The following is a 23,952-nucleotide window of genomic DNA, read 5'->3' as shown; positions in this document are numbered from 1 at the left end:
GCATGAAGATAAGCGTGCATCCGAAGAAGACACGTTGCGGGCACCGCCGCCCGGGACGGGCCTCCGGCTTCGCCATGCTGCCGTGGCTGCTGCTGGGCCTCGGCTCCCTCTCCAATCTGGTCCAGGGCGACACCCCGAGCCCCTGGCTCGGCGGCGCCGGTCTGCTGGTCTTCAACACCCTCTACATCCAGGTGGTGTTCCGGGCGTTCGACCCGGTACGGCGGCGCGGTCCCGACACCTGGTGGGCGCTCGGGGGCATGGCTGTGATGACGTTCGGCCTCGGCGGCGCGTACGGCGGCAGCTGGCTGCTGTTCTTCCCGCTGTTCGGACTCGCCTGCGGCACCGTGCTGCGCGGCCGGGCCCTCGCCCTGGCCGGTGTGCCGCTGACGCTGGTGGTGGCGGTCGTCGCGGCGGTTCACGACGGCTGGGGCGCGATCGCCATCGCGTACGCCACGATCATGTCGATGCTGGTCACGGCGGCGATCCTGGCCCTGACCGAGACGATCACGGAGCTGCGCGCCACCCGGCAGGAGCTGGCGCGCTCGGCGGTCGAGGAGGAGCGGCTGCGGTTCTCGCGTGACCTGCACGACCTGCTCGGCCACACGCTGTCCGTGATCGTGGTGAAGTCGGAGGCCGCGCGCCGGCTCGCGCCGCGCGACATGGACGGGGCGCTGGCGCAGATCACCGACATCGAGTCCGTCGGCCGGCAGGCGCTGACCGAGATCCGCGAGGCCGTCACCGGCTACCGCGACAGCAGCCTCTCGATCGAGCTGGACCGGGCGCGCTCCGGGCTGACCGCCGCCGGGATCGAGCCCGTCGTACGGCAGTCGGGGCCGCCGCTGGGGCCGCGTACGGAGGCGCTGCTGGGCTGGGTGGTACGGGAGGCGGTCACCAACGCCGTACGGCACAGCGGGGCGAGCCGGTGCGAGATCACGGTGGACGGCGCGCCGGAACAGGTACGGCTGGTGATCACGGACAACGGTCGCGGCGTACGCTCTGGACCGGCCGAGGACGTGAACGACGGCGCGGACGCCAGCGGCAGGCGTGGCCGGGGGACGGGCCTGAAGGGGCTCACCGAGCGGCTGGCGGCGGCGGGCGGTTCGCTCGAAGCGGGGCCCGCGGGTCCGGCGGGGCGAGGCTTCCGGGTCACAGCGCTGCTTCCGGTGGATCCCGCGGCGGAAGCATCATCCTCAGCCCCTGCGTCACTGGCAGTCTCACCGACGGAATCGGGGCAACCGGCATGATCAGAGTCCTTCTCGCCGAGGACCAGGGCATGATGCGCGGCGCCCTCGCACTGCTGCTCGGCATGGAGAAGGACATGGAAGTGGTCGCCCAGGTGTCCACCGGGGACACCATCGTCAGCACCGCGCTCACCGCGCGCCCCGACGTGGCGCTGCTCGACATCGAACTCCCCGGCCGCAGCGGACTCGACGCCGCCGTTGATCTGCGCGACGAGGTCCCCGACTGCCGGGTGCTGATCCTCACCACCTTCGGCAGGCCCGGTTATCTGCGCCGGGCCATGGAGGCGGGGGCCGCCGGGTTCCTGGTGAAGGACGGGCCCGTGGAGGAACTGGCCGAGGCGATCCGGCGGGTGCTCGCGGGTGAGACCGTGGTCGATCCGGCGCTGGCCGCCGCCGCGCTGAGCGCGGGGCCGAGCCCGCTCACCGCGCGCGAGCGGGACGCGCTGAACGCCTCCGTGGACGGGGCGACCGTCGCCGACATCGCCGAGAAGCTGCGGCTGTCCGAGTCGACGGTACGGAACTACCTCTCGTCGGCGATCGGCAAGACCCACACCCGTAACCGCATGGAGGCCGTACGCGCGGCGCGCCGGCAGGGCTGGCTCTGAGCGTCCGAGCCAACTCCCGCCGCATGACGCGTCGTTACGTGTCCGAGTGGCCGTTCGTGTCCGGTGGTCGTTACGTGTCCGAGTGGCGCGGCAGCCAGAAGGCCATCAGCACCGCCGCGACGAGCAGCAGCCCCGTGCCGGTCCGGAAAGCCAGCGCATAGCCCTCGGTCAGCGCCACCGGATCCGGACTCACTCTCACGGCCTTCGTCTTGGTCAGTGCACCTTGGTCGGAGCACATGATCAGACGAAGGCCGCCCCTGCGTCCGGCGAATCCCCAGGTGAGCGACTCAGTTCGAGACACCGTTCGGGGCCGTTAGATCAAGAACAGCGTAGGCGTCGTTGACGTCCACGGGGCTGCCTCCGGCTGCGATGCCCCCGCCTGGGATGAAAATAGTGCTGCCTACGGCGACGGCCGCCGTTCCGTGGCGCGGGACAGGCATCGGGGCGAGTCGCTGCCACTTGTTCCGGACCGTGTCGTACGCCTCGGTCTCGTCGAATACGGTGTTGGGATTGTGGCCGTCGTGCTTGCCCTCGCCTCCGAAGGTGTAGATCTTCGTGCCGACGACAGCGGAGGCCAGGCCGCCTCGGGCTGTCGGCATGGGCGCCCCCTCGGACCAGCGGCCCGAGCGGAGGTCGTAGATGTAGACGGTGTCGCGCACGTTCACCTGCCCCCGGTCACGGCCACCGACCACGTAGAGTTTGGTGCCGACAATGGCCCCGCCGACGTGGTCACGGGCTTCTGGCAGGCTCGGCAGCCTCTGCCACCGGCCGGTGCGCACGTCGTATGACGACACCGTGTCCACGGTGTCCTGAAGCCCTCCCGGCCCCGGCGTGAGAGTCCGCATGCCTCCAGCAAGGTAGATCTTGCCGCCGTGCACGCCTACCGCGGCGCTCCCCCGCTCAAGGCCCACGGGCACGGACGGCAGCCGCGTCCACTCGTTCGTTCGGGGGTCATAGACGAAGCTGTCACGCAACGCCTGCCAACTGGCGCCGCCGGACAGTGCGCCGATGACGTAGATCTTTCCGCCAACCGTAGCAACGTTCGGGTGGTTCATCGCGACCGGCAGGGGGGCGGCGCTCGCCCAGGTACCGCGTTCTGTGTCGTAAACCTCCACGTGTCTCGTGGTACTGACAGCGCCGGTACCGTCAGGAGTTATGCCGCCGATGACGTAGACCTTGCTGCCGACGGCGGCCAGGCCGTGCTCCTGCCGTGGTCCGCCGGCGATCGTTGCCAGCGGTCGCCAGCCCTTCCCGTAGGAAACTTGTGGTGGCACCGTTGCCTGCGCGGTCGGCGTAGGAGATTCATGCTGGCCCTGATGTGCGTGAGCTTGCGAGATCGGAGCGACGACGAGGGTCACTCCGAGGAGGAGGGACGGCCAGTTCTTCAAGACAACTCCCTTGATAGGTACTGGATATCGGTAGCCGTGATGACTCGGGTGATTGAGTGAGTGGTGCGGTCGGCAGAATGCCTGTCGTGGTCCATGGTCGGGGCGTAGGAGCCACTGAGAGTGGTGGTGTCAGGCGTCGCTGTTGAGCATGGCGGCGGTCACCACGTTGCTGGCAACACCGCAGCCGGCGTCGACGACTTCGTCGAGGAACAGCCCTGTGGCCGTGGGACGGGGGCGACCGTGTTCACGGTGATGTCCCGTCCGCGCAGCTCGCGGGCAAGGATCAGCGTGATCGACTCGACGGCGCTCTTGCTCGCTACGTACGCGCCGTAGAGGGGGAACTGAGTGCCGACCACCGAGGTCGTAAGCACCACGAGGGAGCCACCTGTTCGCAGTCGGCGGGCCGCCTGCTGGGCAACGACGAAAGCACCGCGGATATCGGTGCGGTGCACAGCGTCGAGCACAGCGAGGTCGAGGTCGGCGATGGGTGACAAAACCAATCGGCCGGCGGAGTTCACGACGACATCCACGCCGCCGAATTCCTGCTCCGTGATCCGCCGGTGACGATGGCAACCCGCGCGGCCGGAGGTTCACGAGCTTGCTCGTTCGTCGTCATGTCCTCCACGATGCACGGCGCCCACCAACGCAACCAGGGGATGTCATCCCCTGGGTTCCTGCCCTCAGCAAGTGCAAAATGGTGGTATGGGTTCTGCAAAATACGCTGAGCTGGGTGCCTTTCTGCGTTCGCGGCGTGAACGCATCCGTCCGACCGACGTGGGACTTCCTTCAGGGCCTCGGCGCCGGGTGCCCGGGCTGCGCCGCGAAGAGGTCGCCCAGCTCGCCGGAGCATCAGTGGACTACTACAACGAACTCGAACGCGGAGCCGGGTCTCAGCCGTCCGAGCAAATGATCGCCGCGCTGGCGAGGGCCCTGCGCCTGACCGCTGACGAACGCGACTATCTGTACCGCCTCGCGGACCGCCCGGTGCCCGTGCACGGCGGAGCCGCCTCACACATTCACCCCGGGATGCTCGATCTCCTCAGTCGCCTGACCTCGACACCTGCACAACTCATCACCGACTTGCACGTAACCCTCGTGCAGAACCCGCTCGCGGTGGCGCTGATCGGAGACCACTCCGACTTTCGCGGCACCCGGGCCAGTCTTCTCTACCGGTGGTTCACCGACCCGGGCGCCCGGCACCTGTATCCAGAAGCCGACCACGAAAGTCAGTCCCGCACCTTCGTCGCCGACCTTCGTGCAGCCGCCGCTAGGCGCGCTGACAAGGATGTCGAAGCCACTTCGATGATCAGCGCGCTGCTCGACGTCTCCCCCGAATTCGCTGCCGTGTGGGCCGAGCACGACGTTGCGTTCCGGCGAGATGACCGCAAACGCCTCAACCACCCTGCGCTCGGACTGATCGAGGTCAACTGCCTCAACCTGTTCAGTGAGGACGGCAGGCAGCGGCTGCTCTGGTTCACTCCCGCGGTCGGTACGGGCAGCGCCGACCTACTCGACCTGCTTGCGGTCATCGGCACCCAGGAAATCGTCGAACCGACATACTGAGAGTGGTCGGTGGGTACCGGCCCGGCGAGTTGGGCGTCGGCTGCCTGACGGGCCGCCCTCGCGGCTGCGGTGTTGCGCCAGCAGTAGAAGCTCGATCGGGCGATGCCGAGGATGGTGCACAGCCGCTTCACGCCGAAGCGGCGCTGGTGCCAGAGGCTTGAGAACTCTCCGGCTGGCGAGGGCCGTCGGCCGACCGCTCGGCAGTCGGCACACCCGCCCCAACTGTCGGGCGCGTACAGACCAGTTACAAACTGCATGGATCCGAACAACTGGGGCCGCTGGGGTGACGATGATGAACGAGGCACGCTCAACCTGATCACCGAAGAGGCCCAAGCCAGAGGTGCCGCAGAGGTCCAGTCAGGGCGGGCGGTGTCGCCGGCCATACCGATCCGGCCGACGCCACTCATCAGCGGTCCCTTCGCTCCTTCCACGCAGGACGCCTCGCCGGTCCAACAGGTGATGGTGTACACCGGTTCTCCGGCGATCGCGACGGCTGAGGTGATGATGGTCACCAATCACCATCCACGCTCGACACACCTCGACGCACTGGCGCACATGCCGCGCGACGGGCGTGCCCAGCGGCTATGCGGTTACCTCGCGCCAGAGGAAGGCTTTGTAGCAGGCGCCGTTGTCGGTCAGCACCCGCTCGACGGTGATGTTGTGGTCCGCGAAGAGCGTGTGGGCCCGCTGCCAGAAGGCTGCGGCGGTCTCCGTGCGCTCGTTGGGCAGGATCTCGCTGTAGGCCAGGCGGGAGTGGTCGTCGACGGCGGAGTGGATGCAGCTGTAGCCGATCACGGGATGGCAGTTCCTGCGCAGGGGGGTGGTGGCCTGTTCGTTCGCGGCTCCCTGCTGTCGGCCGGTGATCCGGTGTCCGCCGCCGTCCGGGATGTTGCCGAGCTTTTTGATGTCGACGTGGACCAGCTCGCCCGGCCGGGCGCGTTCATAGCGTCTGATCGGCTCGTCGGCGGGACGGTCGAGCCAGGACAGCCGGTTCATGCCGTGGCGAGCCCGGCCGGGCCTTCGGCCCGCCACCGCCGCATCCACTTGTGGGCGGGTGGCCCGGGAGACCCTAGACAGCTCCCACCACACCGGAGGTCTTCGCCATGTTCAAAACCCGACAAGCTTCAACACCGCCCGTGATCAATACACCTAGGCCCTGACGGCCAGCTCTTCGACCTACCTGACCAGGCCCTGTTCGGCGGACCTTCGGGGATACTCAGAAGCCGACGCCGCCGTCGACTCGTCGGTCGACCTGGCGCTGGTCGACGGCTGACAGGTGGCGGGGCGAGGCCGGCGCCGGTAAGCGAGGCACCGAAACGTCCGCCGCCGAACTAAGCGGCCCCCCACCGCGTCCGTACCGCACGGCGACCAGCTCCGCGACGATCGAGACCGCGACCTCCTCGGGCGTACGTCCCCCGATATCGAGCCCGATCGGCGACCGCAGCCGCGCCAACTCCGCCTCCCCGACGCCCGCTTCCCGCAGCCGCCGATTGCGGTCCTCATGCGTGCGCCGCGACCCCATCGCGCCGATATAGGCAACCGGCAGCCACAGCGCCAGCTCGAGGAGCGGCACATCGAATTTGGAGTCGTGGGTGAGCACGCACAGCACGGTGCGCCCGTCGACCGCGGTCCGGGCCAGATACCGGTGCGGCCAGTCGACCACGATCTCGTCCGCCTCGGGGAAGCGGGCCCGCGTCGTGAACACCTTCCGCGCGTCGCACACGGTCACGTGATAGCCGAGGAACTTGCCCGCCCGCACCAGCGCGGCCGCGAAGTCGATGGAGCCGAACACGATCATCCGTGGCGCCGCCAGGCTCGACTCCACAAACACGGTGAGCCCGCCAGGGCAGCGCGAACCGTCCTCGGACAGCTCGACGGTACCGGTGCGGCCGGCGTCGAGGAGCGCCCTGGCCTCGTCGGCCACGGTGCGTGCAAGGCCGCCGTCGCGCGGAAGAGCGTTCCCATCCGAACCGCCCAACGTCCCCTCGTACGCGCCCTCCGCGCGCACCACCACGGCGCGGCCGACCAACTCGCGCGGCCCGCGCAGCACCCGGGCGAGGGTCACACCCTCATCCCGGGCGGCCGCCTGAACAGCCTTGGCGAACAAGGACCGTTCCCGCGCGTCGGCGCCGACCGGAGTGACCAGGATGTCGATCACCCCACCGCAGGTGAGCCCCACGGCGAAGGCGTCCGTATCGCTGTACCCGAACCGTTCGAGTATCGGCTCGCCGTCCGCGAGCGACTGCGCACACAGTTCGTACACTGCGCCCTCGACGCACCCGCCGGAGACCGAGCCGATGACCGTGCCGTCGGCGTCCACGGCGAGTGCGGCGCCCGGGCCACGCGGTGCGCTGCCGCTCGCGCCAACGACCGTGGCAACGGCGAAGGCCCGGCCGTCGGCCAGCCATTCGGTCAACTGCGAGGCGATGTCAAGCACTTGAGGACTCCCCTCGCCGAGACCGGGACCGGATGGACCGGCAGCTGCCGATGCCGCGGACCTGTCGCATGCCACACGGCATTTGGGACACGTCATCGGCGTGGAACGCGTCGTGGCAGTCCGTGAGGAAGGCGACCTCGGCGAACTGCGCACCGGAGTGGCTCCGTTCGGCCGGCGTCCGACCAGCGAGTGCCGGCGCCACAGCGCTCGGGCTGAACGGTCCGGCAAGGCCGATCATCTCGCATGCTTTCTGAATGTCCACTATCCACTTCCGGTGCTTCGAATAGCCGCAGCCCTCAGGCTTCTGTTCCAGCAGGGAACTTCGGCAACGATCGGTGGTACGCGCAGGTGGTGACAGGCGACACGGTGCTGTCAGGTTGGTCATGTTGTCCCATGGGGACTGAGCGCCTCAGCGAAGCGCCTGCGGCCCTATGACCGACAGGAGCTGGAGCTTCTCGTAGCTCTCACTGCCGGGAATGGCGGTGTAGACGATGAGGAAATGCGACTGATTGGGGGCGCAGAGTGTTTGGCAGGTCAGCTCCAGTGCGCCGACATCGGGGTGGACGAAGCGCTTCACCTCGTCGGGGCGGATGCCGACCTCGTGGTCGTTCCACACCTCCCGGAACTCGTCGCTTTCAGCGAGCAGCAGGTCGACGTAGTGGGCCGCGCGAGAACCTGGGCCCCGCAGCGTGACCACCCCTCGCAGGCCCGAGGCGAACATGCGGGTGAGGAATGGCTGGTCATCAGGGGCGTAGAGCTGTCGCGTGGCGGGGTCGGTGAACCATCGGTAGCCGAGGCTGCGAGCCGGGCCGCTGAAGACCGTCAGGTCGCCAGTGAGCGCGACTGCCAGCGGGCTCTGCCGCAGCGTCTCGCCGAGCTCGGAGACGATCTCCGCGGGAGTGTCCTGCAGACGGTCGAGGATACGCAGCAGGCCGGGGCTGATGTGCTCATTGTCTGCGCCCCGCGTGGGTGGGGTGTGTCCGGCGAGCCGGAACAGGTGATCGCGCTCGTCGAGGGAAAGGTGGAGTCCCTGGGCGATGGAGGCGATCATCTGCTCGGACGGCTGAGGGCCGCGCCCTCGTTCCAGCCGCGCGTAGTAGTCGGTCGACATGTGGCAGAGGACGGCCACTTCCTCTCGTCGTAGCCCATTGGTGCGACGGCGGCGTCCGCGCGGCAGACCGACGTCTTCGGGTTGCAGCGACTCCCGGCGGAGCCGGAGGAACTCCGCCAGACCGGTCCGGTCGATCACTATGTGTACCTCTTTCACCAGTGTGCCTTCTTCAAAGATCATTTGTACCCTCCGCAGATCTCGGCATCCACGGACTGTTGATCCCCCCATTCGCGTATTGACGCGGCCGCAGCGCCGCCTGAGGCTTGATTGCAAACCGGCGGATATCTTCACAAACAGCAGAGTCCACTGTGGCACCAGAAAGTTTCACCGACGCCACAGACCGACCTTCGGCCTCGCCGAAGGATCGGCGGTCGTTCCTTTCCAGCTGCGGACCTGGTGGAACCTGGACTCCCGCATCAGTGGATCGGGCAGCCCTGAATAACGCCGACGTCTTCCACCACAGTGGGGGCAACGACACAACTATCTGGAGTGGACATTGTCACGCAAGCATATTGATATCGCCGTGCCCGACCTGTCCGGGAAGCGTGCTGTGATAACCGGGGCAAGTGACGGGATTGGTCTTGGGATCGCTACGAGACTTGCCGCGGCGGGGGCCGAAGTGCTGCTGCCTGTGCGAAATCCGCGTAAGGGCGAGGCGGCACTCGCCTCGATCCGGCGGGCGAGTCCCGACCCGGACGTGTCGCTCCGTGAGCTCGACCTGTCGTCTCTCGCGTCCGTCGCCGCCCTCGGCAGGACGCTGCTCGATGAGGGGCGGCCGATCCACATCCTCATCAACAACGCCGGCGTGATGACCCCGCCCGACCGGCAGACAACCACCGACGGATTCGAGCTCCAGTTCGGCACCAACCACCTGGGCCACTTCGCCCTGGTGGCCCACCTGCTGCCGCTGCTGCGCGTCGGCCACGCCCGTGTGACCTCGCAGATCAGCGTCGCGGCCAACAGCAACTCCATCAACTGGGACGACCTGGACTGGTCGCGCTCTTACGACGCCATGAAGGCCTACAGCCAGTCGAAAATCGCGTTCGGGCTCTTCGGCCTCGAACTCGACCGTCGCAGCCAGAGGGAGGGCTGGGGCATCACGAGCAATCTCTCCCACCCCGGAATCGCCCCCACAAACCTCCTCGCCGCACAGCCCGAAGCCGGCCGCGACAAAGACACCCTGAACGTACGCATGATCCGGGCCATGTCCGCCCTCGGCATCCTCGTCGGAACCGTCGATACCGCACAGCTCCCTGCCCTTTACGCCGCCACCTCTCCCGACGCCAAGCGCGGCGGGTTCTACGGGCCGGGCGGACTCGGGCACTTGGGCGGCCCTCCCGGAGAACAGCAGCTCTACTCCCGCCTTCACAGCACCGAACAGGCCCACCGCATCTGGCGCATCTCCGAACAGCTGACACAGGTCTCGATCCCGAACGGCTAAGACGTCGTCTCATCTGGTGAGTCGGCGGTGACAGATGAGTGTGGCTGCGATGCCGACGAAGGCGAGGAAGTGCTCGGCCTCGCGTTCGTAGCGGCGGTGGAGGCGACGGCAGCCAGCCACGAGACAGTTCGTTCGACAACCCATCGGTGGCGGCCAGTCGTTACGAGGACTCGACGGCCCTTGCGGGCGATGCGGTGGGTTTACGCCACGCTGACGGAGCCATCGGCGCAAGTGGTCGAGTCGTAGCCCTTGTCGCCGTGCAGCTTGGCCGGCCGCCGCCGGCGGGGGCCGCGGCGGGGCGGGATGGGTGGGATACCGCGCACGAGCGGTACGAGGCCCTAGCTGTCGTGCGTGTTCGCGCCGGAGATCCCCAGAGACAGCGGCAGGCCGCCGCGATCGGTGATCAGGTGGATCTTCGATCCCAACTTGCCGAGGTCGGTCGGATTCGGTCCCGTCAAGGCCCCCTTCTGCCGCCCGGACACTGACGGAATCAATCGCGCACCGCGACCAGTCCAGCTCGCCCCGAGCACCGAGTTCGCCGAGGACGACGCGGTGGAGCCGGGCCCACACCCGCGCCTCCGACCACTGCGCGAACCGCCGGTAGACCGTGGGCCAGGCCGGTCCGAACACCGGCGGCAACTGCCGCCAGGTGCGGCCCTGTCGGCGTACGACCTCAGCTCCCCACCCGCGTACGAATGAACGTCCCCAGTGATCGCCGGCCTGATCGAGACCGGCGATTTCCTTACGTCGGTCACGAGTCTGCTGGGGCCATCGCCGTAGCGGCGCTCGGATGGAAACGGCGCGTCCCGGATAGTGCCCAGTCACAGGTGGATCGTCAGACCCTGGTTAAGCGGAGCGCTCGAGTGCAGCATCTGATTCAGACTCGCCGGGGCGGCTCACACTGCTGATCGCCTCGGTACGGCCTGCGAGGAGAACGCTTCCGGTGGTCTTCATAACCATCGGCTTCGCCCCTGGCCCCCGCCGTTCATCCACGACGTCGGGCACCGCAGCTGACAAATTTCCGCATCGCCACTCCTGCCGCTACACGGCGGGAGTGCGGAGAAATACTGGAGGAGAATGTGGCATCACAGTCCCGGAAGAAGCGTCGGCCCCGTGGATTTTCTCGCCGCACCTTCATCGGCGGAACCGGAGCCGTGGTCGCTGGAACCGTAGTGGCCGGCGAGTCGGCATCCGCTGCGCCGGCGAGGTCGGAAGGCTTGGTGACGGTGCGCGCGAGCATCAACGGCCGTACGCAGCAGCTGGAGGTGGATCCGCGCGCCACGCTTCTGGACACCCTGCGCGAAGAGTTGGACCTGACCGGGACGAAGAAGGGCTGTGACCGCGGGCAGTGTGGTGCCTGCACCGTGCACGTCGATGGACGCCGAGTCGTGTCCTGTCTGACGCTGACCGCCACGCTGGACGGCAAGAAGGTCACCACGATCGAGGGCCTCGCCAGCGATGGTGAACTCCATCCCATGCAGAAGGCGTTCGTGGCCCATGACGGCTTCCAGTGCGGTTTCTGCACACCGGGGCAGATCATGTCCGCCGTCGCCTGCGTCGAAGAAGGACATGCCGACAGCGACGACGACATCCGTGAACACATGTCCGGCAACATCTGCCGGTGCAGCGCCTATCCCGGCATCAGAGCAGCCATCACCGACGCCCGGAAGGAGATGCGCTGATGCGTGCCTTCGTCTTCGACACCCCCCGCAGTCTGCGCACCGCCGTGGACCGAGCCACCGAGAACACCCGGTACCTGGCCGGTGGCACCACCCTGGTCGACCTGATGAAGCTCGAAGTGATGGCACCCGAGCAGGTCCTGGACATCAACCGGCTCCCGCTCAAGGGCATCAGATACGACCGGGACGGTCTGTTCCTGGGTGCACTGGAGCGCATGAGCGACGTCGCAGCCCATCCCCTGCTGCGTGGCAGCTACCGCGTCATCTCCCAGGCATTGGAGCTCAGCGCCTCCCCGCAGCTGCGGAACATGGCGAGCATGGGTGGAAACCTCCTGCAGCGAACCCGGTGCGGCTACTTCCGCGACACCACGATGCCCTGCAACAAACGAGAACCCGGCAGCGGCTGCCCCGCGCTCGACGGTGAGAACCGTGGGCACGCGATCCTCGGCACCAGCACGTCCTGTGCGGCCACCCATCCCAGTGATGTGGCGGTGGCCCTCGTGGCCCTCGACGCCCAACTCCACGTGTACGGTCCAGGCGGCCAACGCACCACCGCACTACAGGACTTCTACCGCCTGCCCGGCGACACCCCGCATCTCGAGAATCGCCTGCGGCCCCGGGAGCTGATCACCGCGATCACCGTCCCACCACTGGCGAAGGCCACACGCTCCGGCTACCTCAAGATCCGCGACCGGCAGTCCTACGAGTTCGCTCTCACCTCCGCCGCCGTGGCGCTCCGGATACAGGGCAACACCATCCACGAGGCGCGGATAGCCGTCGGAGGCGTAGGAACACGACCGTGGCGACTGCCCGCGGTGGAAAGCGCGCTGATCGGCAAGCCGGCCTCCGAAGCCACGTATGAGGCGGCCGCGGCCCAATCCACTGAGGAAGCACGTCCCTTGGCTCACAACGAGTTCAAAGTCGAACTGCTGCGGCGCACCCTGGTGCGTGCTCTGATCACTGTGGGAGGCGCCCGATGACCAGCGGAATCCTCGGAGGCGAGACGGACCGGGTCGACGGACCGGCGAAAGTCACCGGCCGAGCCCAGTACGCCTCCGACCACAACATGCCGGGCATGGCGTACGGCTACGTCGTCCTCAGCACCATCGGCCGCGGCCGTATCCGGGAGATGGACACCGAGGCCGCTCTGCGGGCCCCGGGCGTCGTAGCCGTCTACACACCGTTCAGCACCTTCAAGCTGTACGCGCCGCTGCCCGGCTACCCTGAGAACTTCTCGCCCCTGCAGGACCGTACCGTCCGCTACCGCGGACAAGTCATCGCCCTGGTCATGGCCGACAGCTTCGAACAGGCCCGTGACGCTGCCGCCCTCGTGGTCACCCGCTACGACAGCGAGGACCCCAACGTCTCGCTCGCCGCGGGCAGTCCGGGCATCAGTGCCCCTGGGCGACCGGGCGCACCGCCCGCACGCTCGACGCTGCTCGCGCCGGGTGTGAAGTCCCTGGACGAGGCCCTGGCCGCCAGCACGGTGACCGTGGAGGCCACCTTCCCGCAAGCCGCTCAGCACCACGTCGCGATGGAACCGCACGCCACCGTCGCCGTATGGCGGGATGGTCATTTGACGGCTTACACCGGATCACAGTTTCCGGCCAGGCATGCGCTGTCCCTCGCCACGCAACTCGGTGTCGCGGCCGACCGGGTGCGTGTCATCTGCCCTTATGTCGGCGGCGGGTTCGGCAGCCGTGTTATCTGCTGGAGTGATGCGACACTGGCCGCCGCGGCCGCTCGCGAGTTGGAGCGCCCCGTCAAGCTCGTGCTCACCCGGGAGCAGGTGTTCACGGTCGTGGGCCACCGCGGTGCGCTCACCCAGACCGTCCGGCTCGGCGCTCTCGCCGACGGCACCCTGAACGCCGTCAGCCACGAAACCGACGCCGCCATGCCGGTTGTTGGCGGGTGGCCCACAAGGCCGGCCGATGACATCTCGGCAGTCCTCTACAAGACGCCCAACCTCGCCATCGACCAGCGCGTGGTCCCCCTGGACATATCTCCGACCTGGGCCATGCGCGCCCCCAATGAAGCACCTGGCGCGTTCGCCGTCGAAACGGCCATGGACGAGTTGGCCGTCGCCTTGAACATCGACCCCCTGGAACTGCGTCTACGGAACTACGCCACGGTCGTGCCCGGCACCACGCACCCCTGGTCGAGCAAGCATCTACGGGAGTGTTACGAAGTCGGCGCCAAGAGATTCGGCTGGTCAAAGCGGCGGGCACGCCCCCGGAGCCGGACCGAAGGCCAGTGGCTGATCGGCACAGGAATGGCCACCGCCATCTACCCGGCCGGCCGCGGGCCCGCAAGCGCACGCATCCGCTTCCACGACGACGGCACCGTCACCGTCGCCTCCGCCACCTCCGACCTGGGCACCGGCTCCACCACCGCACTCGCCGTACTCACCGCCGACGAGCTCGGGATCCCGGTCCGCCGGATCACACCCCTTCTGGGCGACACCGACCTGCCCCCTGGCGCCGCGGCGGCCGGTTCGTCCGCCACCGGAAGCACGACTCCAGCCATCCATTCCGCGGCGCAGGCGGCGATCAAGGCTCTGGTCGATACAGCGACCACCCATCCGGACTCACCGTTCCACGGCAAGGAACCGGACGAAGTCCGCTACCGCAACGGCTTCCTCAGCACGCACAGCAACGACGCCATCAGCTTCTCCACCCTCCTCAAGGTCACACGGACATCCGGGGTCGAGGCCGTCGGAAGCTCAGAAGCACGCACCGACGACGGCTCGTACGCCTACCACGGCTTCGGCGCCCACTTCTGCGAAGTACGCGTCAACCGCTACACCGGCGAACCACGCATCAACCGCTTCACCACCGTCGTCGACGTCGGCCAAGTAGTGAATGCCAAGACCACCCGCAGCCAGATCATCGGCGGCGTCATCTTCGGCATCGGCCACGCCCTGCTCGAAACCAACCCCATCGAAGCCACCGGACGACTGGCCTCCAGCAACCTCGGCGACTACCTCGTCCCCGTCAACGCCGACATCCCCGACCTCGACGTCCACTGGCTCAACCACCCCGACACCATCTACACCCCCCAAGGGGCCCGAGGGGTCGGCGAACTCGGCACCGTGGGCTCGGCAGCCGCCGTCGGCAACGCCGTGTACAACGCCACAGGCATCAGAATCCGTGAACTGCCCATCACACTCGACAAACTCCTCGACTGACGATGGCTCTCGTCGGCATCCCAGTATTCGGGAAGCGCTGACCAGCGAGCCAGAGGGGGGAGCCAGGCCCCGGTTCAGTCGAACGAACGGTGTTACCACGGTTGTTGGGGTTACTGGTGGGCTGCTGAGAGCCAGCCGTCGAAGGCGTCCAAGGCGGTCTGGTGAGGCAGCGAAACGGCAACGTCAACATCCACCCCGCCGCGAAGCGGGAAAGCGGACGGCAGAGGAAGAGGAAGACTCCTGCCGAATCAGCTCTGTGCTTGCCCCGGCCGACTGCGGGTGGGGAAGATGACTGGCCGGCGCAATCCGACGGGACCGATTACGCGATCCCCTCCCCTCACTTGGTGTCGCTGTGGAAGCCGGCGGCGCGGCACGCGGCGGCGCGGCGGGAACACGCGGCAGGTCGAGGCAGCCGCGACAGAAGCCGTTTGCCGTCCGCGTCGATCACCACCGCGTGGTGGTTCTTCTTACCGATGTCCTTCCGGCCCAGAACTGAGACACGGCCACCTCCGTCGCTCGCCGTCTCGCCGTCTCGTTCCGATCCCGCGGACGACCTCGCCGACGCAGTCATGCAATGGCGATCGAGTCGCGACTTCCTGATCGCGTCGTCGGTGAGCCGCGAACCGGTGTGGATCACGGCCGGCGGGCCGGCCGTTCCCTGCGGTCGGCCTGCGGGGCACGGCCGGTCCAGCGCCGGAACGCTCGAACGAAGCTCGACGGTTCGGTGTAGCCGAGGCGTTGGGCGACCTGCTGGGTCGTCATGTCGGTCCCGAGCAGCTCCTCCGCCAGGGTCTGCCTGACCTCGTCGGTGAGCGCCCGAAACGAGGTCTGCTCCGCATCGAGTCTGCGGGCCAACGTCCGCGGGCTCATCCCCAGCTCACTCGCCACCTCCGGGAGGGACAACAGCACCCCGGACCTGCGCAGCAGCGCGTCCCGCACCGCACCCGCGACACCCGCGCGGGCCCGTCGACGGTCGAGCAGCTCACGACAGACCTTCTCGTAGTTGCGCCAGGCCCACTCGTTGGCTTGCGGAAGCGGTCGGTCGAGGTAGGAGGCGTCGAAGCTGAGCGAGTTGTCCGGGGCGTCGAAGGTCGGCGTGATTCCGAACAGGTCGGTGTATCGGGTGATGTCCGCAGGTGCCGGGTTCCGGAACCGCACTGCGGTCAACGGCAGGGCGGTGCCCATGACGTCGCGGATGAAGGCCTTGGTCGCAGCGCTGTTGCGTTCGATATGGAACGTCCGCACATCGGCGGGAATGTGCTCGCCGTCGATGCTGAGCACGGCCTCGCCGTCGACCTCGGCGAAGGAGAACTTGACGAACACCCAGCCCAGCTCGCCGTAGCGTACTCCGACGTCGACGGCCTCCCGCACGGTACGGCTGGTCGCGATGGCCAGGCCCCATGCACCGTGCATCGCGACGTGGTAACGGCTTCCGGCCACCATCGCGAGCCCCGGCTGCTCAGCCCCTAGACGACTCTGGAGGTTGCGGACCACCGCGAACTCCTGGCCGATGGTGACCTCGGCCTCCGGGTCCAGCAGCTCGGCCGGATCGACGCCGGTGCCGGCCAGGCAGTCGGCGAGCGGCAGCCCGTACTCCGCGCCGAGCTCGGTCAGCAGCCGAACACTGGTCGCGCTGATCGGGAGATCGATCTGCATGCCCGCTCCCCACCTACTGCCACCGGGCCTGGTGGCTGAAAATGACAATACCTCGGCATGGGATGTCCTGGGGCGGCCCCTGGGCCGTCACTAGCGTCTGGTGGGTCGGCATCCTGCAGTTCAGCCCCGCCGAGAAAGGCGAACGACGACGTGCCCTCCCTCCGCATCGACGACGCCGTCAACCTCCATTACGACGTCCACGGCCGTGCCCACAGCGGTGGGGAACCGGTCCTGCTCGTGACCGGTACCAGCACCTCGGTCGAACACTGGGCGCCCACGATCATCGACAGCCTCGCGGCAGACCGTCAGATCATCACCTACGACCACCGCGGCATCGGCGCCTCCCCGCCGCACACCGAGCCGGTGTCAATGGCCTCACTCGCCGTATCGGTCCTACCGCTGTTCCCGCAGATCGCCGCGCAGATCCGAGCGGTCGCCCACCAGTGGGCGGCGAACCCGGCCCACGAGGCCCTCGACCGGCTGCCAGGGATCGAACGACCGACGACCGTCCTGGTCGGTGAGCAGGACGTCTTCACTCCGCCGCGGCAGGCCCGTGTGGTCGCCGACGCGATCCCGAACGCTCAGCTCGTCGTCGAGGGGCCCGGCGCAAGCCGCGGCCTCCATTTCGAGCGCCCCGCCGAGTGGCTGCACCACGTGCGGTCCCATCTGGCGCGCTGCGCGTCGCCACTGCATGCCTGATGTCGCCGACCTCTGAGCCGGACACCACACCGGCGCTCACCGGCAACCGGCGCACCGGCGTGGACGGATTCCTCGGGACGACGATCGCCGGGTTCCCGAACCTGTTCGTGCCGGCCGGGCCGAACACGCGACCACGAGCTGCTCACTTCGTCCGCCCGCCAAGGCCGGGAGGACGAGTCGTGCCTTGGATCCGAGGAAGGCAACGTTGATCGATAGAACCGGACTGGCCGAGTTCCTGCGCCACCGCCGGGAGTCCCTGCAACCCGAGGACGTCGGCCTCATACGGGGGCAACGACGCCGGACCAGCGGGCTGCGGCGCGAGGAAGTCGCGCACCTGTGCCACATGTCGACCGACTACTACGCACGACTCGAACGCGAACGCGGCCCCCGGCCGTCCGAGCAGATGATCGCCTCGATCGCCCAGGGCCTGCACCTCTCACTCGACGAACGCGACCATCTGTTCCGCCTCGCCGGCCACCGCCCATCCGCTCGGAGTACCAACAGCGAACACATTCCCCCCGGCTTGCTGCGGGTGCTCGACCACCTCGTTGGCACCCCCGCAGAGATCGTCACCGAACTCGGTGAGACGCTGCGACAGAGCCCGATGAGCGTCGCCCTCACCGGGGACACGACCCACTACAGCGGCCCGGCCCGCAGCCTCGGCTACCGGTGGTTCACCGACCCCACCACCCGCGCGCTGCGCGCGGCCGAGGAGCATGCGTTCCTCTCCCGGATGCACACCTCGGCCCTGCGTCGGCTCGTCACCCTCCGCGGGCCGGGATCCCGGGCGACGCATCTGGCCAATCTCCTCCTCGCGCGGAGCGAGGAGTTCCGGCGCCAGTGGAACAACCATGAGATCGGCGTCCACCCTCGCGACAACGAGCGCTTGGTCCATCCCGACATGGGCCTCCTCGAGCTGAACTGCCAGCGGCTGCTCGACCCGAGCCACTCGCACGTGCTGCTCGTCTACACCGCCACTCCCGGCAGCGAAAGCCACGAAAAGCTGCAGAGACTGTCCGCACTCGGCGCCCCGGCACTGCCATGACGCTCCGCTCCCGGCCCCGGGCCCATCCGCCGAGGGGGCGGATGGTCTGGTCCTGGCTGCCACCGAACGGAGGACCCGACCCACGTCTTGGCGGGTTGCCCCTGAGGAGTTTGATCTCGGTGTCCACGCTGTCGTGTGTCCTGAACCTCGATCGCCAGCAGGAGCCGGCGACGGGCGCACGTTGCGCGGGAGGTGCTGATCAGCTGGTCAGGGCGGGTTGACGGGGTTTCAGGTTCGTTGGTTCGGCTGTCGCCTGCTCGGCGTAGAGGGCCCCGTTTCCAGCCCCCGACCCCACTCAGGCGCGCACGGGTGCGCCCTGCCGGATGAGGTCAAGGAGTCCGGGAAAGTGGTCGTCGAGCTCCGCGCGGCGCAGCACGGGGAAGCGATGCGTCCCCTCAACCCTGCACACCGTTATGCCTGCGTTCAGCAACTTTGAGAGGTGATACGAGCAGGTTGACGCCGGTAGCGAGACCGATTCCGCGATCTGACCGGCTGTGCGCGACTCGCCATCGAGCAGCAACTGCACGATGGCGAGTCGGCTCTCGTCGCTAAGCGCTTCGAACACCTTGGCCAGGCTGGGGATCGGCATGGGGGTCGATGTCCGAGGTTTGCGCGTCATGCGACCCATGCTAGCGTAGCATTCCTATTTCCAAGCACTTGGAAACTCGGAACATTAGAGGAAGGCTTCACCATGGCTGACAAGGACCGCATCCAGTACCTGCTCGACCGGATCGAGATTCAGGACAAGGTCGCCCTCTATGGACTGGGCCAGGACCTGCATCAGGCGGACAGCGGGGACGGCAACGTGCTCGCTCAGTGGGGCGAGCTCTTCACCCCCGACGCCAAGATCGACGCCACCGACGCCGGGGCCAAAGTCTTCGGACTCGGTGAGTACACCGAGCTGATGCGTGGCGAGGACCTCGTCGGCGGCACCGAGGGGCTGGGCTTCTCCTTCAACGCGTGGCAGCACATCGAAGGACACGCGACGGTGACGATTGACGGCGACACCGCCCACTCGATCGCTCCGCACATGCACACTCACGCCAACCGGGACGGGTCCAGCAACACGTTCGCCGTGGGCTACTGGCACGACGACTGGGTCCGTACGCCCGCCGGCTGGAGGATCTCCTACCGTCGCGTGGAGCAGCTCTACTTCCACACGTTCCCCGTTGTCGCGAACCCCAAGATGGTGTCGGGCGTCTGAGCTGAGCCGTATCCACGTTCATGCCGGGCGGAAGCCAGGGGCTCGGATCACACATCCAGTGAACCCCTGACCGCGGGTGCTGCTGGCCACTCCGTGTGGGCGACACAGTGTCAGTCCCACCTCGCCCCGCAGGTTCACCAGCTGCCGCGGAGCCGTTACGAGCGCGTCGGCCGACGAACCTGTGACCGGCGTCGATTCTCTCAACGCCGGGCAGCGCGACCGGATCCTGTCCGCCTGCGGCGAGGCGATCGGGGAGCTGCCCGGGTCTCCTCCCTTACCCGTCGCCGTGGTCCGTCCCCGGCCGTGGAGCCGGCATTCAAAGCATCCCGATCCGGGGCTCGCCGGTCACAGTTCCGCTCGGGAAGGGGGGATCGGCAGTCCGTGGCTACCTCGGCCCGCAGCCAGTAGAAATGAATTGGGCCCCGCCGGATCCCTTGCGATCGGCTCAGTCGGCAGGGTCCTGCCCCGACAGCTTCGCCGACCCGCTTCCGACCCCTGATGCTGGAAACAGCATGAGTGATCGGTGCTCCCGCAACGGAGTCAGCAACGCACCCAACAGCGCACTCCGCCACGTCACACCGGGTCTCCGCACCGGAGCCAGCCGCCGAGAAGACCTCTACGGTCCAAGGAGACTGACCGTGTTACGAGAACCATCCCGGGCCGCCCTCGCTACCCGGCCGTCCCGCGAGGGCTGCGGACAACGAGGAACTCACCGTCGTACACGGCCTGTTGGTTCACAGCCTCTGGCCTGGACTCAGCTTGGCCTCGGAGACCGCGTGAGAGAAGATCACGACCGACGTCCCGATGCGCGGCGTCCCTTCGCGGGCAGGGAGCCCGCGTCATCGTCACCGAGCCCGACGCGATCTGCGCCAGGATCAAGCATCGGTTGATCGTGCGCAGCATCGGTCACCTCGACAACGAGATCGACCGAGTCCGCCTCTCTGAGATCCCCGGCATCGTCAAGGACGAGGTCAAACCACCGGCGCACGCCCGCATCCTGCCCGAGGAACGCCTGCTGAACCTGGGCGAGGCCAACGGCCGCCTGTCATTCGTGAAATCCCACTGCTTCGCGGACCAGGGCCTGGCCCAGATCGGGCTGTGCACCAGCCCGACTCCCCTGTGCGCCAAGACTCTTCCCTCTCCCGGAGCAGGCGATTGCCGCGTCATGGCCGCTCCCGCAGAAGACAAACGACAGCGAAGGAAAACTCCATGGACGATCAGGCAAGGACCGTTCCAATGCACAGGACCGGGCCGGTCTCCGCTACAGACGTGCGTCAGATCCCCGGCTGCCAGAAGCTGCTGCTGGCAGTGCTGATGCCGATCTCCGCTCGCCCCGCCTCCCCCGCAGCCACCTCGTATCCGCCCGAGACAGGCGCCAGGACCGACAAGGAGACCTGACAACATGACCGCCACCGGACTCGATCCGCGCGTGGACGTGACCACTCTTCCCGACGCGCTGCGGCAGCGCAGCGAGAAACAACCCGACGACACGGCCTATGTCTTCAGGCCGGCCTCGACATCGCCGACCTCGCTGCCTTCGTGCCCCACCAGGCGAACGCCCGCATCATCGACACCGCCGCGAAATCCCTGGGCCTCGGTGACGCGCTCCCGGAGGTTAACGAGCTCGTGCATGGTTGGCGGTGGCGCGTCGAAGGGCGGGAGTTCGCCGTGGTGTTCACATTCACGCACCGCCGCCCATCCACGGCCGACAGTTGGCAAGCAGCTTGACCAGGCCCAACTTATCCATTTCCAGTTTTAACTATATGCAAGTATGCAAAAAGTTTCGGGAGTTCTTTTGAGTGACGATGACCGTATGCCGGTTCGCTTCAATATCCTGGGACCGCTTGAGTGTCGAACTAGAGACAGAAGGCTGCTGCCACTCGGCGGGCCGGTCACGGAGCGTGTACTCGCCTCCCTGCTCCTCTCACCGAACCGCGTTGTTTCGGTTGGCCGGTTGGTCGAAGCGGTCTGGGAAACAGAACCACCCAGCACCGCCTCCCACCAGGTGCGCAAGGCTGTCGGCGCCCTGCGTCACTGCATACCGGGCGGACGGGAGCTGATAGTCACCGAGAGGCCCGGTTATCAGACGGTGGTCAGCCGGGAGCAGCTCGACCTGCTCAAGTTCTCCGACGGGTTACGCCGAGCCCCGCTGGAAGTGGCCGCAGGCCACACCGCAGAAGCGGTCGCCACTCTGCGCGATGCCCTCACCCTGTGGCGCGGCCCCGTACTTGCCGGAGCCGGCGGGAGCCTGATCGATGTCGCCTCCGCCGGCCTGGAGGAGCGCAGGCTCGCTGCGATCGAGCAGTACTTCGAGCTGAGGATGTCGCTGGGAGAAACCAGCGAACTTATCGGCGAACTGCGTACTTACGTAAGTAACTACCCGTTCATGGAGAACCTGCGCGCTCTACTCATGCTCGCCCTCTACCGTTCCGGACGGCAGGCGGACGCGCTGAGCGAGTACTACCAGGTGTGCAAACTCCTCGCCGGGGAACTCGGCGTCGACCCGAGTAGCCGACTTACTGCCCTGTACGAGAAAATACTGCGCCAGGCCCCCGAACTCGCTGCCCCCCAACACCCCACACCTGCTCGCTCGTCCACCCCCGCTCCCCGCCCGCAGGACTCCGCGCTCGTCAAGCCGACCGGCCCTCACCGCTGCACCCTCCCGTGTGACCTGCCGGACTTCACCGGACGCGACCGGGAACTCGGGCAATTGCTGCGGTACGTCAAACAATCCGGCAGCGCCGACCGCCTATCTGGCGCGGGCTTCCGCATGGCCGCCGTCGACGGTATGGGTGGCAGTGGCAAAACCTCCCTGGTCATTCGGGCTGCCCACCGGCTGGCCGACCACTACTCGGACGCCCACCTCTACGTCGACCTGCGAGGTTTCTCACCCGGCGAGGAGCCTCTGCAACCCTATGCCGTGGCCGAGACCCTCCTACGCCTGCTAGACGTTCCCGCTGAGCGCATTCCGGCCGACGCGGGGAGCCGTTTCGCACTCTGGCGGGCGACAGCGGCGCAGCTCCGGCTCATCCTGGTCCTTGACAATGCTGTCAGCGGTGAGCAGGTTCGCCCGTTGCTGCCGGGCCCCTCCAACAGCCTTGTGCTGATCACCAGCCGACCCCGGCTGGTCGAGCTGGACGGTGTGCACTGGATGTCCCTCGGGGTAATGCACGAGAAGGACAGCACCGCGTTGGTGTCCAGGATCCTCGGCGAGAGATGCCTCGCGTCCGAGCCGGAGGCCGTGGCCGAACTGGTGGAGCTCTGCGGCCATTTGCCGCTCGCTGTGCGCATCGCCGCGACCAGGCTGTGCAACCGACCGCGCTGGACCGTGCGCTACCTGGTGCAGAGGCTGAGCGACGAGAGCAGCCTGCTCGGGGAACTGCACACCGGGATACGGAGCGTCAGCGCGACACTGGCTCTTTCGTACGAGGCGCTGGAACCCGCCCACCGTTCCGCGTTCGAAATGCTGGCCGGTCACCCGGGGGCGGAGATCGACCCGTACTCGGCCGGAGCACTGCTCGGCATGGATCCGGAAAACGCCGAACAGGTGCTGGAGCTATTGCTGGACGTGCACCTGATGCAGCAGTACGAGACCGGCCGCTACGCCTTCCACCGCCTCGTGCGCTACTTCGCGCAGTCGCTGGGAAGGCAGACCAATGAGGAGCGCGCCCGAGCCCACACCAGCGCGCTGGAACGGCTCCTCGGCTACTACGTCGGGGCCACCAACGCGGCATGCGACGTGTTGTTCCCCGGACGGGCACCGCTGGGCCGTACAGCCTCGGAATCTCCTTTGGGCTCCGACGCTGTGTTGCCGTATCTGGGTTCCCAGAAGCACGCCCAAAGGTGGCTGGAACGGGAGGAAGACAACCTGTTGGCAGCCGTCTCCCTCGCGGACCGCAAAGGCCTGCGTCGGCACACCCACGAACTGGCCCGCAACGTCGTCTTCGGCCTTGACAGGCGAGGACGCTTCGAAGAATTCCAGCAGGTGGCCGCCGCCGCGGTCGAGGCCGCTCGGGAATTGGATGACCAGTCGGCACTGGCGCACAGCCTGTCTGATCTCGCGGTCGTCAACTGGAAGCTCGGACGCACCGCGGACGGGCTGTGGGCGGCGCAGGAGAGCTGTGAGCTGTCCGTGCGGTTGGGAGACCGCGAGGGGGGAGGCGAAAGGCACGGGGGTGATGGGTCTGTTGCCGGCCACGCTTGGCCATTTCGACAAGGCACTCTCTCACCTGACAGTCCATTGAGATCAAGCAGGAGTTGGGCGCCCGGCGTGCAGAAGCCGAGTCCCTGACCAATCTCAGCTCGCTCTTCGAGCGCTGAGGCAGATACGAGGAAGCTGCCGAAGCGGCGCATCGCGCAGTCGAACTCAACCGGGTGATCGGCGCCCCGGACAACGAGATTGTCTCCCTCGCCGATCTGGCCCTCGCTCACCTTGGGCTCGGCGAGGACGAAGCCGCACGTAACTCCCTGGATCAGGCCTTGGAGCTGAGTTACGAGTCGGGCTCGCTGGGAGATATGGGCCCGGATCTTCGCCCTGTCCGCCAAGGCGCACCGCAACTTCGGCAAGTACGGCGAGGCGGTGGGACCGGCTGAGCGTGCCTGGAAACTGGAACGACAGACTTGTTCCCCACGCTGGCGTCGGGAACTTGCTGTCAGAGGAAACCCCGCTCGTGGTTCGGTAACAGAACAGGAAGCG

General features: G+C 67.5%; 20 protein-coding genes and 5 pseudogenes. 15 read left to right on the top strand and 10 right to left on the bottom strand.

Annotated features, from left to right (window positions below; genetic code table 11):
* Positions 1-2: 2 nt before the first annotated feature.
* Complete coding sequence (locus OIE74_RS28010; protein WP_329392466.1) at positions 3-1,244, top strand: sensor histidine kinase; 1,242 nt, start codon at positions 3-5, stop codon at positions 1,242-1,244.
* Entirely contained in the window at positions 1,241-1,846 is a 606-nt protein-coding gene (locus tag OIE74_RS28005; RefSeq protein WP_329388415.1) for a response regulator transcription factor, read from the top strand. Before OIE74_RS28010 ends, OIE74_RS28005 begins: the two co-directional genes overlap by 4 nt.
* 70 nt (positions 1,847-1,916) lie before the next feature.
* Here OIE74_RS28005 and OIE74_RS28000 read toward each other — a convergent pair whose 3' ends face one another.
* The 3 genes and pseudogenes from OIE74_RS28000 to OIE74_RS27990 all read right to left on the bottom strand — a co-directional run.
* On the bottom strand, positions 1,917-2,039 hold the full coding sequence (locus tag OIE74_RS28000; protein WP_329392593.1) for a hypothetical protein: 123 nt from the start codon (positions 2,037-2,039) through the stop codon (positions 1,917-1,919).
* A 94-nt stretch (positions 2,040-2,133) separates the two neighbouring features.
* On the bottom strand, positions 2,134-3,234 hold the full coding sequence (locus OIE74_RS27995) for a Kelch repeat-containing protein (protein WP_329388413.1): 1,101 nt from the start codon (positions 3,232-3,234) through the stop codon (positions 2,134-2,136).
* Between the two features lie 201 nt (positions 3,235-3,435).
* A pseudogene (locus OIE74_RS27990) lies at positions 3,436-3,782 on the bottom strand (SDR family oxidoreductase); the annotation flags it as partial.
* A gap of 154 nt (positions 3,783-3,936) precedes the next feature.
* Here OIE74_RS27990 and OIE74_RS27985 point away from each other — a divergent pair.
* Positions 3,937-4,797, top strand: a complete 861-nt coding sequence (locus OIE74_RS27985) for a helix-turn-helix transcriptional regulator (protein WP_329388409.1) — start codon at positions 3,937-3,939, stop codon at positions 4,795-4,797.
* Between the two features lie 600 nt (positions 4,798-5,397).
* On the opposite strand, the pseudogene OIE74_RS27980 reads toward OIE74_RS27985, so the two are convergent.
* From OIE74_RS27980 to OIE74_RS27970, 3 genes and pseudogenes are all read right to left on the bottom strand, one after another.
* A pseudogene (locus tag OIE74_RS27980) lies at positions 5,398-5,799 on the bottom strand (IS481 family transposase); the annotation flags it as partial.
* 214 nt (positions 5,800-6,013) lie between these two features.
* On the bottom strand, positions 6,014-7,234 hold the full coding sequence (locus tag OIE74_RS27975; protein WP_329388407.1) for an XdhC/CoxI family protein: 1,221 nt from the start codon (positions 7,232-7,234) through the stop codon (positions 6,014-6,016).
* A 409-nt stretch (positions 7,235-7,643) separates the two neighbouring features.
* Complete coding sequence (locus OIE74_RS27970; RefSeq protein WP_329388405.1) at positions 7,644-8,525, bottom strand: helix-turn-helix transcriptional regulator; 882 nt, start codon at positions 8,523-8,525, stop codon at positions 7,644-7,646.
* 316 nt (positions 8,526-8,841) lie between these two features.
* Between OIE74_RS27970 and OIE74_RS27965 the strand changes: the two genes are divergently transcribed.
* Positions 8,842-9,786, top strand: a complete 945-nt coding sequence (locus OIE74_RS27965; RefSeq protein ID WP_329388404.1) for an SDR family oxidoreductase — start codon at positions 8,842-8,844, stop codon at positions 9,784-9,786.
* A gap of 9 nt (positions 9,787-9,795) precedes the next feature.
* Here the strand turns inward: OIE74_RS27965 and OIE74_RS27960 are convergent.
* Positions 9,796-10,455: pseudogene (locus OIE74_RS27960) on the bottom strand (IS5 family transposase); the annotation flags it as partial.
* Between the two features lie 503 nt (positions 10,456-10,958).
* Here OIE74_RS27960 and OIE74_RS27955 point away from each other — a divergent pair.
* From OIE74_RS27955 to OIE74_RS27945, 3 genes are read left to right on the top strand one after another with little or no spacing between them, the layout of a single operon-like run.
* The gene (locus OIE74_RS27955; RefSeq protein ID WP_329388402.1) at positions 10,959-11,468 is read left to right on the top strand and encodes a (2Fe-2S)-binding protein; all 510 of its coding nucleotides are present in this window, start codon (positions 10,959-10,961) and stop codon (positions 11,466-11,468) included.
* Complete coding sequence (locus OIE74_RS27950; protein WP_329388400.1) at positions 11,468-12,445, top strand: FAD binding domain-containing protein; 978 nt, start codon at positions 11,468-11,470, stop codon at positions 12,443-12,445. The genes OIE74_RS27955 and OIE74_RS27950 overlap by 1 nt, the downstream gene beginning before the upstream one ends.
* Positions 12,442-14,652, top strand: a complete 2,211-nt coding sequence (locus OIE74_RS27945; protein WP_329388398.1) for a xanthine dehydrogenase family protein molybdopterin-binding subunit — start codon at positions 12,442-12,444, stop codon at positions 14,650-14,652. Before OIE74_RS27950 ends, OIE74_RS27945 begins: the two co-directional genes overlap by 4 nt.
* A 337-nt stretch (positions 14,653-14,989) precedes the next feature.
* Here OIE74_RS27945 and OIE74_RS27940 read toward each other — a convergent pair whose 3' ends face one another.
* Positions 14,990-15,223, bottom strand: coding sequence for a hypothetical protein (locus OIE74_RS27940; RefSeq protein WP_329388396.1), 234 nt, complete (start codon positions 15,221-15,223; stop codon positions 14,990-14,992).
* Between the two features lie 62 nt (positions 15,224-15,285).
* A complete protein-coding gene (locus OIE74_RS27935) occupies positions 15,286-16,308 on the bottom strand; it encodes an AraC family transcriptional regulator (RefSeq protein ID WP_329388394.1) in 1,023 nt (340 codons plus the stop codon).
* A gap of 150 nt (positions 16,309-16,458) precedes the next feature.
* On the opposite strand from OIE74_RS27935, the gene OIE74_RS27930 reads away from it, so the two are divergent.
* Together OIE74_RS27930 and OIE74_RS27925 are read left to right on the top strand one after the other, a co-directional pair.
* A complete protein-coding gene (locus OIE74_RS27930; RefSeq protein WP_329388392.1) occupies positions 16,459-17,007 on the top strand; it encodes an alpha/beta fold hydrolase in 549 nt (182 codons plus the stop codon).
* A gap of 205 nt (positions 17,008-17,212) precedes the next feature.
* Complete coding sequence (locus OIE74_RS27925; RefSeq protein WP_329388390.1) at positions 17,213-18,052, top strand: helix-turn-helix transcriptional regulator; 840 nt, start codon at positions 17,213-17,215, stop codon at positions 18,050-18,052.
* 295 nt (positions 18,053-18,347) lie between these two features.
* Here OIE74_RS27925 and OIE74_RS27920 read toward each other — a convergent pair whose 3' ends face one another.
* The gene (locus tag OIE74_RS27920; RefSeq protein ID WP_329388388.1) at positions 18,348-18,671 is read right to left on the bottom strand and encodes an ArsR/SmtB family transcription factor; all 324 of its coding nucleotides are present in this window, start codon (positions 18,669-18,671) and stop codon (positions 18,348-18,350) included.
* Between the two features lie 72 nt (positions 18,672-18,743).
* Here OIE74_RS27920 and OIE74_RS27915 point away from each other — a divergent pair, with 72 nt between their 5' ends.
* The 6 genes and pseudogenes from OIE74_RS27915 to OIE74_RS38675 form a co-directional block, all read left to right on the top strand.
* The gene (locus OIE74_RS27915) at positions 18,744-19,256 is read left to right on the top strand and encodes a nuclear transport factor 2 family protein (RefSeq protein WP_329388386.1); all 513 of its coding nucleotides are present in this window, start codon (positions 18,744-18,746) and stop codon (positions 19,254-19,256) included.
* An 805-nt stretch (positions 19,257-20,061) separates the two neighbouring features.
* A pseudogene (locus OIE74_RS27910) lies at positions 20,062-20,367 on the top strand (adenosylhomocysteinase); the annotation flags it as partial.
* Between the two features lie 158 nt (positions 20,368-20,525).
* Positions 20,526-20,654: a hypothetical protein gene (locus tag OIE74_RS27905; RefSeq protein WP_329392592.1), complete on the top strand. Its 129-nt coding sequence runs from the start codon at positions 20,526-20,528 to the stop codon at positions 20,652-20,654.
* 141 nt (positions 20,655-20,795) lie between these two features.
* The gene (locus OIE74_RS38680; protein WP_443076247.1) at positions 20,796-20,984 is read left to right on the top strand and encodes a hypothetical protein; all 189 of its coding nucleotides are present in this window, start codon (positions 20,796-20,798) and stop codon (positions 20,982-20,984) included.
* An 85-nt stretch (positions 20,985-21,069) separates the two neighbouring features.
* Positions 21,070-23,547 carry an AfsR/SARP family transcriptional regulator gene (locus tag OIE74_RS27895; RefSeq protein ID WP_329388382.1) on the top strand — a complete coding sequence of 826 codons (2,478 nt, stop codon included), beginning with the start codon at positions 21,070-21,072 and terminating at the stop codon, positions 23,545-23,547.
* 41 nt (positions 23,548-23,588) lie between these two features.
* Positions 23,589-23,849, top strand: a pseudogene (locus OIE74_RS38675) (hypothetical protein); the annotation flags it as partial.
* Positions 23,850-23,952: the final 103 nt, after the last annotated feature.

Origin of the sequence: Streptomyces sp. NBC_01716, from assembly GCF_036248275.1 — a bacterium.
Taxonomy (GTDB): Bacteria; Actinomycetota; Actinomycetes; order Streptomycetales; family Streptomycetaceae; genus Streptomyces.
Note: the sequence above shows the minus strand (reverse complement) of the source record. Positions and strands in the feature narration are given on the sequence as shown.